The sequence below is a fragment of the Paenibacillus tarimensis genome (assembly GCF_021532315.1).
Classification (GTDB): domain Bacteria; phylum Bacillota; class Bacilli; order Paenibacillales; family Paenibacillaceae; genus Paenibacillus_I; species Paenibacillus_I tarimensis.
Window position 1 is genome coordinate 230,770 of the sequence record NZ_JAKGAO010000012.1, and the last position, 12,045, is coordinate 242,814.

13 protein-coding genes are annotated in these 12,045 nt (G+C 54.3%); 2 read left to right on the plus strand and 11 right to left on the minus strand.

Annotated elements, in window-relative coordinates:
• Positions 1-65: 65 nt before the first annotated feature.
• The 7 genes from L1N82_RS14270 to L1N82_RS14300 all read right to left on the minus strand — a co-directional run bounded on the left by L1N82_RS14270 (position 66) and on the right by L1N82_RS14300 (position 4,628).
• The gene (locus L1N82_RS14270) at positions 66-932 is read right to left on the minus strand and encodes a M56 family metallopeptidase (RefSeq protein ID WP_235288107.1); all 867 of its coding nucleotides are present in this window, start codon (positions 930-932) and stop codon (positions 66-68) included.
• Positions 923-1,360 carry a BlaI/MecI/CopY family transcriptional regulator gene (locus tag L1N82_RS14275; RefSeq protein ID WP_235288108.1) on the minus strand — a complete coding sequence of 146 codons (438 nt, stop codon included), beginning with the start codon at positions 1,358-1,360 and terminating at the stop codon, positions 923-925. The genes L1N82_RS14270 and L1N82_RS14275 overlap by 10 nt, the downstream gene beginning before the upstream one ends.
• Before the next feature lie 221 nt (positions 1,361-1,581).
• Positions 1,582-1,941: a Lin0512 family protein gene (locus L1N82_RS14280; RefSeq protein WP_235288109.1), complete on the minus strand. Its 360-nt coding sequence runs from the start codon at positions 1,939-1,941 to the stop codon at positions 1,582-1,584.
• A 50-nt stretch (positions 1,942-1,991) separates the two neighbouring features.
• Positions 1,992-2,294, minus strand: coding sequence for a hypothetical protein (locus L1N82_RS14285; protein ID WP_235288110.1), 303 nt, complete (start codon positions 2,292-2,294; stop codon positions 1,992-1,994).
• Positions 2,295-2,333: 39 nt separating this feature from the next.
• The gene (locus L1N82_RS14290) at positions 2,334-2,498 is read right to left on the minus strand and encodes a hypothetical protein (protein WP_235288111.1); all 165 of its coding nucleotides are present in this window, start codon (positions 2,496-2,498) and stop codon (positions 2,334-2,336) included.
• Positions 2,499-2,543: 45 nt separating this feature from the next.
• Positions 2,544-3,647, minus strand: coding sequence for a nitric oxide synthase oxygenase (locus L1N82_RS14295; protein ID WP_235288112.1), 1,104 nt, complete (start codon positions 3,645-3,647; stop codon positions 2,544-2,546).
• A gap of 78 nt (positions 3,648-3,725) precedes the next feature.
• Positions 3,726-4,628: a LysR family transcriptional regulator gene (locus L1N82_RS14300; RefSeq protein ID WP_235288113.1), complete on the minus strand. Its 903-nt coding sequence runs from the start codon at positions 4,626-4,628 to the stop codon at positions 3,726-3,728.
• Positions 4,629-4,785: 157 nt separating this feature from the next.
• Here L1N82_RS14300 and L1N82_RS14305 point away from each other — a divergent pair, with 157 nt between their 5' ends.
• Together L1N82_RS14305 and L1N82_RS14310 are read left to right on the plus strand one after the other, a co-directional pair.
• Positions 4,786-5,442, plus strand: a complete 657-nt coding sequence (locus L1N82_RS14305) for a DJ-1/PfpI family protein (protein ID WP_235288114.1) — start codon at positions 4,786-4,788, stop codon at positions 5,440-5,442.
• Between the two features lie 134 nt (positions 5,443-5,576).
• Positions 5,577-7,217 (plus strand): DEAD/DEAH box helicase, encoded by a 1,641-nt coding sequence (locus L1N82_RS14310; RefSeq protein ID WP_235288115.1) that lies wholly within the window; start codon positions 5,577-5,579, stop codon positions 7,215-7,217.
• 125 nt (positions 7,218-7,342) lie between these two features.
• Here L1N82_RS14310 and L1N82_RS14315 read toward each other — a convergent pair whose 3' ends face one another.
• The 4 genes from L1N82_RS14315 to L1N82_RS14330 all read right to left on the minus strand — a co-directional run bounded on the left by L1N82_RS14315 (position 7,343) and on the right by L1N82_RS14330 (position 11,851).
• A complete protein-coding gene (locus L1N82_RS14315; RefSeq protein ID WP_235288116.1) occupies positions 7,343-7,573 on the minus strand; it encodes a hypothetical protein in 231 nt (76 codons plus the stop codon).
• A gap of 163 nt (positions 7,574-7,736) precedes the next feature.
• Positions 7,737-10,274 carry an ATP-dependent helicase HrpB gene (gene hrpB, locus L1N82_RS14320; RefSeq protein ID WP_235288117.1) on the minus strand — a complete coding sequence of 846 codons (2,538 nt, stop codon included), beginning with the start codon at positions 10,272-10,274 and terminating at the stop codon, positions 7,737-7,739.
• A 49-nt stretch (positions 10,275-10,323) separates the two neighbouring features.
• Positions 10,324-10,800, minus strand: a complete 477-nt coding sequence (locus L1N82_RS14325) for an NUDIX domain-containing protein (protein WP_235288118.1) — start codon at positions 10,798-10,800, stop codon at positions 10,324-10,326.
• Positions 10,801-10,909: 109 nt separating this feature from the next.
• Positions 10,910-11,851, minus strand: a complete 942-nt coding sequence (locus L1N82_RS14330) for a D-alanyl-D-alanine carboxypeptidase family protein (RefSeq protein ID WP_235288119.1) — start codon at positions 11,849-11,851, stop codon at positions 10,910-10,912.
• Between the last annotated feature and the right edge of the window lie 194 nt (positions 11,852-12,045).

Genomic DNA, 12,045 nt, shown 5'->3' on the forward strand with positions numbered 1-12,045 from the left:
TGGGAACTGCCCCTTTTGTATATCTTACTAATCAAATCGTGCTAACTTCAACAGGTTTGCCTATACTAGCCGCATACGTCAACCGACATCATAAATATAAACAGCAGCCCCGCCGCTGTAACGGCAGCCTTCCGCAGCTTCATTAAGGGTACTTCCGGTTCCCGGCCCGGCTCAAGCAGCTGCAGAATCCTGTAGTTCATTGCCGTCGGTGCAAAATAAGCCACGGCTGCTGCTTCATGAACCGGCGGTGCTGACCTGCGGGCGGCTGACCATTTTAGCAGCACCCCTGCCAAGCCTTCCGAAGTGCGCATATTTCGTATGACATACCGGTCCGCACACAACTCATCCCAAATGATGTAGTAATCGACAAGCCCCCTCAGTACGGGAACAAACCGCAAGCTCTTGCCCAGTACCTTTACAATATAGAGCCGCAATGGGTCACGTTGGCGGCAGTGGTACTGCTCATGCAGCAAAATGGCCTTAAGTTCTTCGGAATCGAATAAGGAGAGCAGGCCAGTCGTGACCACAATTCGGGGACGAAGCCAGCCCGCCGCAAAAGCTGACAGCTTCCCGGAAGGAATAATCATCACAGGATAGCCTAACAGCTTTTTCAACGATGCCGGAATCTCATATTGACCCGGCTCAGCAGTACTAGCAAGAAGCCTGCTCATGCTTCTCCGGTGCAGGAGCCAAATTTGGAGCGCGTACCACAGCGTGCGGATCATTATCACAAGCGCCATTATTTGAAGCAGAAGAACAGCTCCGTTATACGCCCAGCCTCTGGTCCGAACGGCATCATGAAACCAGCTCAGCCACCACCAGCCGGGCCTGAATGTTATCCAGTCCTTGAGCAGGATAAAACTTAACAGGCTGTATACAAGGAGACCGATCATAATAATGCAGGCGAAGGAACCATGCCGTCTTATAAGCATCCAGTCCTCCGCACTTTCATTTCATTCAATTTAAATTCCAGCCTTTCCAGCAGAGAAGGATCCGCATCCTCCATCGCCTCAACCATATGGTTAACAACAAGGTCGCCAAACTCACTGATAAGCCCCTCCGCTACTCGCTTCGTCTGGGCATGGATAAACTGGTCTCTAGTCTGCACAGGCATGAATAGAGTTGTTTTGCCGCGACCGCGACCTTCGGAAACCTTGGTAAGATGGCCTTTCTCTATGAGCCTGTTCATAACCGTCATAACGGAATTGAAAGATAGAGGATGCTGCTCTCCTAGTGCAGCCTGTACTTCTCGAATCGTCACTCTGGAAGAACTCCAGATAATGTTCATAATTTTCGCTTCCAGCGGTCCGAAGAAACGGTTCAATCCTTCCTCATTCATTCGCAGATGCTGAATATTCATGTGTCTCCCCCCCAAAAGGAGAAGCGGACGCTTCACCTATTTGCTACTATCTGTATCAATACGTTTATAATGTAGCATAGAAGCCGGTTACTTGCCAAGCCAATCCTTTACTTTGCACCAGGTAAGTAACAAAAGAGGCGGCACCGCTTAATAGGCAGATTCCTTTTCACAAATCCTTCCTAAACGGCCCGCCTTTCCAATAAACTTCCTTCGGTTCGCGCCTATAACCCAACCTCCACAGAGGCTATGACAACATAGATCAAATCGTTGACGTCATCCTTATCCGGCAGCACAACACCGCTGGTTGTCAGCATGCCGCCGTCGGTGATTTCGACCGTAACCTGCCCATACGGGAGCACAGCTTTAACCTTCTCCACATCCAATTTATCTTGATCACAGGGTACAGCCAGCTTGACGTTAACTTTCATTTCCTGAAGAGAGCCTCCAGGCAGGACAGAGCGGAGTCCCGGCATGGAATTCGTATGAATAGCATTCTGAACAGCCCGTACCGAAGCCTTGGTGATATTCTGACCGTGCAAATCGGTTCCCATTCCCAGCTGGATGAAAAACAGCTTGTCCATCTTGTTCACTCCTGTCTGTTATTAGCTTATATAGATAAAATCCTAATTACTCAAAGCATACCAAAACGCTTCAGCTGATCAGTCAGTCCTTCTTGCAGCAGAATCTCGGCTTGTCTTCGCCCGATAAGGTCGAAATGCGGATACCGCTCCCGGTAATGAATATAGGAAGGATCGAGCCCGTTAACTTGGCACCAGCGCTTCAGCTTGTCCACATCGGCGCATCCGACCTTCGTGACCGTGCGGATTCCGGGAAACCTGGGCTCCAGCCAGTAATGGGTTATAAAAGCGATTTCGCCCGACGAGACTTTAGCCTTCCACTCCCTCAACTCCTCACGCTTCAACCCGAATGCCATAGGTGGTTCTCCTTTTGTCCATCGAAACGTAGTCCGGCGTTACCGCTTCCCCCGGTTGAACCAACCCAGGATGCGGTCTTTCAACAAGCTTTTTCCTGCCTGCTTGGTGTCAGGCTCAACCCCTGTCCCGCCGCAGCGGGTACACGGAACCATCATGGCGGCCGGAATTACAATTCGGATCTTGCCTTTGCCTTTGCACCTCATGCATACCATATGTGCATCCCGCCCCTTTTCTTGATTATAGCCCGCTTAGGGGGCTTGATGGAATGGACAGCGCTGGTAATGATAGTTGGGATTAACGATCTTGTTCTCATAATGCCTGTGAAATATAGGCGTAGCAGCCGGTGACATCGGCGGAATGAGCCAGGACCAGTTGCCTGACACTTCCCTTCCCAGCGCCGCCTCCTGCTCCTCGAATCTGACAAACTGGTCTGCAGCAGTGTGGTGGTCTACTATGCTTACACCCTCCAATTTAAAGGAATAGAGAACAGCGGTATTCAGCTCAACGAGCGCCCTGTCCTTCCACAAATTGATATTACTGTCCATGCTGAGGCCCATTAGCTTCGCCACTTCCGGAAGCTTGTTGTAGCGGAAGGGATCAGCCAGATTCCGTGCACCGATCTCCGTCCCCATATACCATCCATTGAACGGGGCTGCGGTATATCGAATGCCGCCGATCTCAAGTGCCATATCCGATATGAACGGCACACCGTACCATCGCAAGCCAAGCGAATGGAACGATTCCATATGCGGATGCCGGATCGGCACCTCCTTAACAAGCTGCCTGGGAAGATTATAAATATGAGGCTCGCGTGTGCCTGTCTGCAGAACAACGGGAAGAATATCAAAGTCTGTGCCGTCACTCCGCCATCCCAGCTTGGTACAGATGCGTGTCAGCGGAACGGATGCAGGGTCTCCCGTCACCCCATGCTCCGTCTCATAACCGGCATAACGGATCAGCTGATGGTTCCAGATCCGCACCTCCGGCTCTCCATCAGGCGATGACTGCCTGAAGATTGAGATCGCAGGTCTTACCCGTCCTCCATTGGTCGCATAATCGATATGCCTCTGTAAAGCCGCGAAGATATCATCTTCTTTAAAGATATGCCGGCAGTCGAATACCTCCAGCGTCTTCCAGAACAATCGGCCGATGCAGCGTCCGCTGTTACGCCAGGCCATTCGAGCGCCGTGAACCAGCTCTTCATATGTATGCATATAAGTGCCGGTAGCCGCTATATCCCGCCGGACCTCCTTAACCCGGCTGTCTATCTCTTCTTTCGTTTTGCCAAGCTCGCGCAGGCAGGACACGATGTATGACTCTGCTTCCCCACAATTGACCGTCCCTTGATTCATTGCCGCCCGAACCTCCAATTTTCCCCTCATTGTCTTGGTTTATCTCATGCCATACAGGACCATTAATCATGCTATCATCTATTGTATTGGAAACAGGTCTAAAGAGGAAATCAGCGAATTTTTGAACGTTTCACCGGCAGGGTTAATGTACCTGTCCTTCCGTTCGATCAGCCCGTAACCAAGCTTCACCGGATTATCAAGAGGTATGCTGGCAAGTATGCCTGAGCTCAGCTCTCCTCTAACCGTGACAGCCGGCAAAAAAGCAATGCCGAGTCCTGCGGCTGTCGTCTGCCTGATCAGATCAAGGCTGGCAAACTCCGTATACCTGATGCGATCGACCCCTGCGGCTGACAGCACCTGACCGGCTGCCGTCTGATACATGCAGCGGCTCCCGAAGGAAAGCACCGGCTCCTCTCCAGCCGACTTCCAGCCAGACCGCTCAATACGTGCAGCCAGCTCAGGCGCAGCAACACATAACAGTTCGTCCTCCATTAACAATGTGAAGTGCAGGTCGTCGCTTTCCGGGTCCTTCGGCACAATACCAAAGTCAACCTGCCTGGCTCGGACGGCCTCCGCAATATCCTGCATAAATCCGGTCTCGAGACGGAGCTTGATGCCGGAATAGCTCTTCAGAAACTGCTGCAAAAAGCCTGGCAGCACCGAAACGCATAAGGATTCGAGCAGTCTGATTCGTACAACGCCCGCCGGCTCCCCTCCGCTTGACAGCTCCGCTTCCAGTGCACGGCCAAGCTGCTCCCATTGGTAAATATATGCCGCCGCTTTGATTCCCGCCTCTGTTGGCTCCACTCCCCTGGAGAGACGCGTAAACAACTTAACCCCCAGGGCTTCCTCCATTAGACTGATATGAACCGTAACAGTTGACTGTACATAGCCAAGGTATTCCGCCGCTTTACTGAAGTTGCGCTGCTCCCAGACCGCCAGAAATGTTTTCAGATACCGGCCTTCCATCTTTTCTAGCATAACCGTTCCGATCCCTCCCATGCTCAATCCAGTTGACCTATTTCGATTATAAATATGTTATATCATAACCATTCATAAGTAAAATACCGCTTCCTGTGATATCGTATAACTACCGACCGCGGAACGGAATAATGGAACGTAACGGAGAGTGAATACGATGGCTAACAATGGGTTTAGATTGGGGATTTATGTCTTTAAGGATGCAGAAATTATTGACTACGCGGCTCCTTACGGCGTCTTCTCCGTAGCACGCCGCTTCGAGCCTGGACTGGACGCATTTCTGATTGCAGACAGCATGAGGCCTGTCCAGACACAGGCAGGTATGACCGTCTGGCCTTCGTACAGCTTCCAGGATCAGCCGAACTTTGACGCGTTCCTGATCCCGGGCGGCTTCGGCACCCGCCAAGAGTTATACAATGGAAGGCTTCACAACTATATCAAGAGCCTCCCGGAGGATGTTCTGCTGAGCAGTGTCTGCACCGGTTCCTGGATTTACGGTGCTATGGGACTGCTGGACGGCCTCGCTGCAACCAACCGCAAGGAGCCCGATCGGCTGGAAGCATCCAATATGGGCCAAGTACCGATCGACCGGCTTGCGGATATCGCACCGGCCTGCAAAATCAGCCGGGCACGCGTGGTGGACAGCGGACGCTTCATTACCGCTGGCGGAATTGCCTCTGGAATGGAGCTTGGCTTTCACCTGCTCCGGCGTGCCGGATTTGGGGAAGACTTCATTAATGAGGTGGCAAGGACGATGGAATATTCGGCCGCTTACGAAGCTTACCGCGGCGATATCGAATACTTTGGTCAATAATCTGCTGATGTCTGGCCGATAGTGAAATAACACGTATAAAAATCAAATTGACGCGATTTCTGTTTTTTCCTGCGCAAACTGGTATACTAGGGGAATCATGCTAATTTACAAAACCGAAAAGAGGAATCAAACCCATGACCACCCCTTTTGACCGGCTGGGCGTCAGGAAAGAACTGACGGATGAGCTTCGCCAGCACGGACTTGTGCAGGCAACCCCGGTTCAGACAAGTGCTATCCCGGTGCTTCTGTCTGGTGCAGATGCCATTGTACAGGCCCAGACAGGCACCGGCAAGACACTTGCATTTGCCCTGCCAATTCTAGAGAAGATTCGGCCAGACAACAGTCATGTTCAGGCGCTTATTCTCACTCCCACACGCGAGCTCGCCCTGCAGATTACGCAGGAATTTAATAAATTGGCTTCGGTTGTATCTGCTAATGTTCTGGCCGCCTACGGAGGACAAGACGTCGAGGCGCAAATTCGTAAGCTGGAAGGCCGACCTCACATCGTAGTCGGGACACCCGGAAGGCTGCTTGATCATCTCCGGCGCCGTACGATCCGGTTGTCCGACGTATCGATGCTCGTATTGGATGAAGCAGACCAAATGCTGCATATGGGCTTCCTGACCGAGGTGGAGGAGCTGATCATGCAAACGCCCGAACGAAGGCAGACGATGCTCTTCTCCGCCACTATGCCCGATGCCGTCCGGAGACTTGCCAAGCGTTATATGAAGAGCCCGGAGGATATCCGGATTCGCACGCAGCAGGTTACCTTGACAAGCATCAAGCAGCTGGCTGTCGAAACAACCGACAGAGCTAAGCAGGACACCCTGCTCGCTATGATCCAGCAGCATCGTCCTTACCTGGCCGTGATTTTCTGCCGGACAAAGGTTCGGGCCAAAAATCTGAATGAAGCACTGCAGGAGCACGGCCTCCTCTCAGACGAGCTGCATGGCGACTTGACACAAGCCAAGCGGGAGCAGGTTATGCGCCGCTTCCGCAGCGCCAAGCTGCAGCTGCTTGTTGCTACCGATGTAGCAGCCCGTGGTATCGATGTGGAAGGAGTCACCCACGTCTACAACTATGATATTCCACTCGACGGGGAAAGCTATATTCACCGGATTGGAAGAACAGGTCGTGCAGGGCAAAAGGGGATGGCGATCACGCTGTTCTCGCCTCGCGACAGGCAGAAGCTCGCTTCCATTGAAAGGACGGTTGACGCAAGGCTGGAGCGCCGGTCGAGCTCCGATTTTGGTGTCGGACCTGCTTCAGCTGATGACGACTTCAGTCCTGAAGCAGCAGAGCGCGCACCTCGCGCCAGCCGGAGCAAGCAGCCTGCCCGCAGCGGCAGAGATGCTGCAGGACGCTCCGGCGAACGAAGCGGTGAAGCTCGCCGGGGTGCCGGCAGAACAGCTGGGCGCGGCGAATCTGCCCGCGGCACTGGCAGACCTGCCGGGCGCGGTCGTGATGATGCCCGCGGCGCTGGCGGCTTCGCTGAACGCGGCGAATCTGCTCGCGGCACTGGCAGACCTGCCGGGCGCGGTCGCGATGATGCCCGCGGCGCTGGCGGATTCGCTGAGCGCGGCGAATCTGCTCGCGGCACTGGTAGACCTGCCGGGCGCGGTCGCGATGATGCCCGCGGCGCTGGCAGACCCGCCGGCCGTGGCAGCGACTCCGTGCGCGGCGGCGGGAAAACTGCGGGACGCGGGAGCGATTCATCCCGGAGGGGCGGCGGCCGCCCGTCAGGCAAACCTTCAGGCAAAGGCCGCAGCCGTTAACCGCTCAACAGTCGTTACAATAATGAAGCCGGTCAAACCACTTAGCAGTGGCTTGACCGGCTTATTTGTTAGAAGGATAAAGGTTGTGCTGCCTGAATCAATTAATCAATTAGTCAATTAATCAATTAATTGCCCTCAAGCCGGTTGCGGTCTTTCCGCAGCTGACTCTTGGTCGCCTCCATCGATTGTCCGGAGCCTGCCTCATCGGCTTGATGCATAGCCGCCTCGGCATGTACAAGCGAATGCGAAGCTTGGTCGATCATTCGTTCGGACGGGTGCTCCTCCGCCTGCATTACAGCGCAATGCGCATGCTCAGCCGAGTTTTGAGCCTGTTCCTGCTTATGGTTCGATGTCATGGTTCCCCCTCCTTTCCGCGTAACCCAGTTGTTAATATGGACAATGCAGTCCAATGTATACAGCCTGAGGCGCAGCCATTCTAAGGTAACCTTAACTAGACATCCAAACACAGCAGAGCATATAGCATGCTGCCTGCAAACCATCAGATTTGCGCTCACTGCACTACCCCTGCTGCTTTGGCCGGGCCCGGCTGGTAGGTACGGCTGTCATCGGATCATCTGGCCAGTAATGCTTCGGGTAGCGTCCCTTAAGATCCTTCTTCACCTCGTGATACGTATTGCGCCAGAAGCTTGCCAAATCGCGTGTCACCTGCACCGGGCGGCTGGCTGGAGACAGTAGATGGATCGTAACAGGCACACGGCCGAAACCAATGACCGGCGTTGTGTGAAGTCCGAACAGCTCCTGCAGCCTCACCGACACGACCGGCGAAGCCGGTTCACTGTAATCGATCGGTATACGTGACCCGCTTGGAACGGTGCAATGCGTGGGTGCGCCTTCATTCAGACGTTGGCGCTTGTCCCAAGGAAGCAGAGCTTCCAGGGCCTGCTGAACCTGGAGCCGCTGCAGGTCAAGGCGGCTGCCAAGACCGTCCAAAAAAGGCAGCAGCCATTCATCCAGCCGCTCCAGCAGTGCTTCGTCCGATACATCCGGCCAGGAGGCATCCACGTGATGGAGGAAGGCTAACCGCTGCCGGTATGCCTTCGCTGTCTTGGTCCACGGTAGAATGTCCAGCCCTTCCGTTCTAACCGCTTCCATCAAAGCTGCTGCAACCTCATGAGGCTCCGGTCTGGCAAGTGTCTTCTCTTGCAATATTATAGAGCCAAAGATTCTGTATAACCGTGCCCGGACGGTTCCCGTCTGTGAATCCCAGAACACGGATCTCGTTTCGTTAATGGATTCTGCAAAATATCGCTCCAGCTGTTCTGGCTCCAGCCAGGCCGCAAGACGGATGCGTCCGGCTGATCCGGTGTCATCAATCTCGGCCACAGCCAGCATTGGAGCTGCCGAGAGGGGTTGCACCGGCCGCATGACCGCACCTCTGCCCCCGCTTAGCTGATAACCTTCAATTCCACTGCGGCGGGGCACGGCCACTCGGTCAGGGTATGCAAAAGCCATCAGCACACCGCTCATATGATCAAGGCTCCCATCACTAAGGGCTTGCGGCAATCCCACGCTTTGTTTAAGACGCGCGGCTTCCTGAACAAGCCGGCTGGCGGCTTTTAGATCTGCCAGTCCGCCCCGGAATATCCCTTCATTTCCTTGGCCGGCCGCTCTAAGCACCTGCAGTCGCAGAACGATGTCCGCTTCAGCAGAATCTTTCTGCTTCCAGCGCAGAACATCCCGGTCGGCAAGCAGAACAGCCAGATCACAAGCCAGTACGCCAAGCTGCTCATCATGCTCCTTGGCCCGCAACACCATATGCGAAAGCCGCGGATGCAGCGGCTGCTCCGCCATCAGTCTACCATGTATGGTCAGCAGACCTCCCTGATCCACAGCGCCCAGCAGCTTGAGCAGTTCGCCTGCCTGATTAACAGCACCCGCGGGAGGCTGATTGAGGAATGACAGCTGTGCCGGGTCAGGCGTACCCCAAGCGGCAAGCTCCAGCATAAGCGAAGCCAAATCCGTCTCCATTAGCTCCGGCTTACCACTTGGCTCTAGATGCTGATGCTGCTCTTCTGTCCAGAGTCGGTAACACACACCAGGACCCAGCCTGCCCGCGCGCCCTCTTCTCTGCTCGGCAGACGCCGCCGACACCTGTACGGTCTCCAATCTGCTCATGCCCGTACGCGGGGAGAAACGCGGTACCCGCATAAGCCCCGCATCTATTACCACCCGGACGCCTTCTACCGTCAGACTCGTCTCTGCAATAGAAGTGGAGAGCACGACTTTCCGCCTGCCAGCGGCTGCCCGTGCCAGTGCCTTCTCCTGCGCCTCCTGGGGCAGTGCCCCATAAAGCGGAAGCACCTCGGTATCCGGAAGCCCGCGGCTGGACAGCAGACCCTGTACCCGCCGGATTTCACCTTCACCCGGCAGGAAGACCAGAATGTCGCCCGCTTCATGTGCAAGTGCGTGCTCGATAACCCGGACCGTGTGCTGTTCGAGCTGTTCGGCGGTTCCCTGCCGCGGATAATACCGGGTCTCTACCGGAAATCTCTTTCCTTCACTAATAATTACGGGGGCGCCGCCCATCAGTCTGGCAACCGGCTCCGCTTCAATTGTTGCGGACATGACGAGAAGGCGAAGATCTTCCCGTAAAACTCGCTGCGCTTCCAGACATAACGCTAACCCAAGGTCCGCCTGAAGACTGCGTTCGTGAAATTCATCGAAGATGACAATCCCCGCTTCTTCAATTGCCGGGTCCGACTGCAGCATCCGGGTCAGTATCCCTTCGGTTATGACCTCTATCCGTGTATGTACACTTGTTCGGCTGTCCATTCGCACCCGGTAGCCGACTGTCCCGCCGACCTTCTCCCCCAGACTTGACGCCATATAATGCGCAGCTGATCTGGCAGCCATACGCCTTGGCTCCAGCATAAGAATTTTCTTGCCGGACATCCAAGGCTGATGGAGCAGAGCAAGCGGCACTCTTGTCGTTTTTCCCGCTCCCGGAGGCGCTACCAGAACGGCATTGGACGTCCTGGCAAGAGCTGATGTCAGCTCCGGCAGCACCGCATCCACTGGCAAATCAGATTGCAGCATATCTCGTTTCCCCTCTTCTCACTAGCCATTCCAAGGCCGGCCAGCCAGCCTAGTTCACATCTCCCATGTAACAGGGCAGCGCCCTCTTCCCCGCAAGCTTGTCGCCGAGACTTGCCGGATACAGGCGGATGTCTCCCAGCCGTTCAAGCTCTACCCACTCGACGCCTACTTGATAAGAATCCGGCAGATCTCCGTTCATTACCGGTTCGGGCCCATCCGTCTCCCGCTCGCACATGAAATAAAACTCCACCTGATGGATGTCAGCATCCGTCTCCGCAAATTCGTGATTGCGGCCAATGTATTCCCGTATATGAATTAGGTCTCCCACCTTGACGGGCATCCCCGTCTCCTCTATGCATTCCCGCATGACTGCGTCCCGAAGCTCCTCTCCATGCTCTTGACCGCCGCCGGGAAACAGGTAGAAGAAGCCGTCTGCATCCTTATTTTTGGTGAGCAGCACACAGCCGTCCTGAATGATTACCGCTCGGGCAGAATTACGGATTGGTCTGCTGGTTACCTTTTCCACTTGCTTCTATCACTCCTGTGCAAGGCATAGTTTTGTTTATTTGTCCATTGTAATAATCGCGTAAGCAAAAAACAACCGGCAGCCACGAATGCTCGTGCGCCGCCGGTCTCTAATTATGGTTAATAAGTACTGCTCTCAGCATGGCCTGCCAGCTGTCCGCTGATTTCCGCCCGAATCCGTAACGGAACAGCTTCTCTGTCTCGGTGAACCGTGCGTCACTATTGGGCGTCCCCATGACAACGGCGATCAGGCGTTTACCATTGCGCTCTGCAGTGCCTGTGAAGCAGTAGCCCGCACGTTGTGTATAACCCGTCTTAAGCCCGTCATTCCCATTGTAAGCATGGTTTTCACCGGGAAGCATCATATTTGTTGTACGCAAGACAATACGGCTTTGGTCAACCGTAACCTCACTCCGTTTGGTTACATCCAGCACTTTCGGGTGGACTTTAACCAGATAAGCCGCCAGTTTAGCCGTATCCCTGGCTGTCAAGCTTGTTTCTTCGAGGGAAGCCGCCTGCGGAAATCGGATCAAGTCAGCCGACGACAAGCCGGTCGCATTGGCAAAGAATGCCTGCTTGGACAAGCCGATTGCTTGCGCCTTTTCATTCATCCATTCCACAAACTGTGTCTCCGTACCCGCTGCATGCTCGGCCAGTGCCACTGCGGCATCATTAGCCGAATGGACTGTCATCGCTGCAAAAAGCTCCTCTACAGTCAGCCGTTGACCTTCCTCAGCTCCCATCTCAGCGCCGGCAACATTAGCGGCATAGGGGCTTATTGTCACCTTATCATTCCATGCGATAGCGCCTTCCTTGATCCGGTCCAGGAGGATGATCTCCGTCATCATCTTCGACATGCTGGCCGGGGGCAGCGCATCATCGGCATTCATTTCATAGTATACGGTACCATAATCTGCATCTATGAGAATAGCCGATGCGGCCGCTATTTCGGGCTTCATCTCCGCCGATAGGGCCGGCTCCGCCGATACCCATTTAAAACCTACAGCTGCCGTGGCAGCTACACACAGCAGCATGGCCGCCTGCTTCAACATCCCCTTCACTCTCCCCATCCCAATGCATAGATCCAACTGCCTGCAGCCCAATAATTAGGCTATCGTTCTCTTCGTTGATACTATTCATTGTAGAGGAGGAGATTTAAGAAGAGGCTAACCAATTCATAAGAAATTCTTAAGATTGCCTTATCGTTCTATTATTTTGGACAGAATCCGGCATCATACGATGCTCA

Bases quoted from the DNA above. Each gene is read 5' to 3' on its own strand.
- L1N82_RS14270 (WP_235288107.1), bottom strand. From the start codon at position 932: ATGCTTATAAGACGGCATGGTTCCTTCGCCTGCATTATTATGATCGGT.
- L1N82_RS14275 (WP_235288108.1), bottom strand. From the start codon at position 1,360: ATGAATATTCAGCATCTGCGAATGAATGAGGAAGGATTGAACCGTTTC.
- L1N82_RS14280 (WP_235288109.1), bottom strand. From the start codon at position 1,941: ATGGACAAGCTGTTTTTCATCCAGCTGGGAATGGGAACCGATTTGCAC.
- L1N82_RS14285 (WP_235288110.1), bottom strand. From the start codon at position 2,294: ATGGCATTCGGGTTGAAGCGTGAGGAGTTGAGGGAGTGGAAGGCTAAA.
- L1N82_RS14290 (WP_235288111.1), bottom strand. From the start codon at position 2,498: ATGAGGTGCAAAGGCAAAGGCAAGATCCGAATTGTAATTCCGGCCGCC.
- L1N82_RS14295 (WP_235288112.1), bottom strand. From the start codon at position 3,647: ATGAATCAAGGGACGGTCAATTGTGGGGAAGCAGAGTCATACATCGTG.
- L1N82_RS14300 (WP_235288113.1), bottom strand. From the start codon at position 4,628: ATGCTAGAAAAGATGGAAGGCCGGTATCTGAAAACATTTCTGGCGGTC.
- L1N82_RS14305 (WP_235288114.1), top strand. From the start codon at position 4,786: ATGGCTAACAATGGGTTTAGATTGGGGATTTATGTCTTTAAGGATGCA.
- L1N82_RS14310 (WP_235288115.1), top strand. From the start codon at position 5,577: ATGACCACCCCTTTTGACCGGCTGGGCGTCAGGAAAGAACTGACGGAT.
- L1N82_RS14315 (WP_235288116.1), bottom strand. From the start codon at position 7,573: ATGACATCGAACCATAAGCAGGAACAGGCTCAAAACTCGGCTGAGCAT.
- hrpB (WP_235288117.1), bottom strand. From the start codon at position 10,274: ATGCTGCAATCTGATTTGCCAGTGGATGCGGTGCTGCCGGAGCTGACA.
- L1N82_RS14330 (WP_235288119.1), bottom strand. From the start codon at position 11,851: ATGTTGAAGCAGGCGGCCATGCTGCTGTGTGTAGCTGCCACGGCAGCT.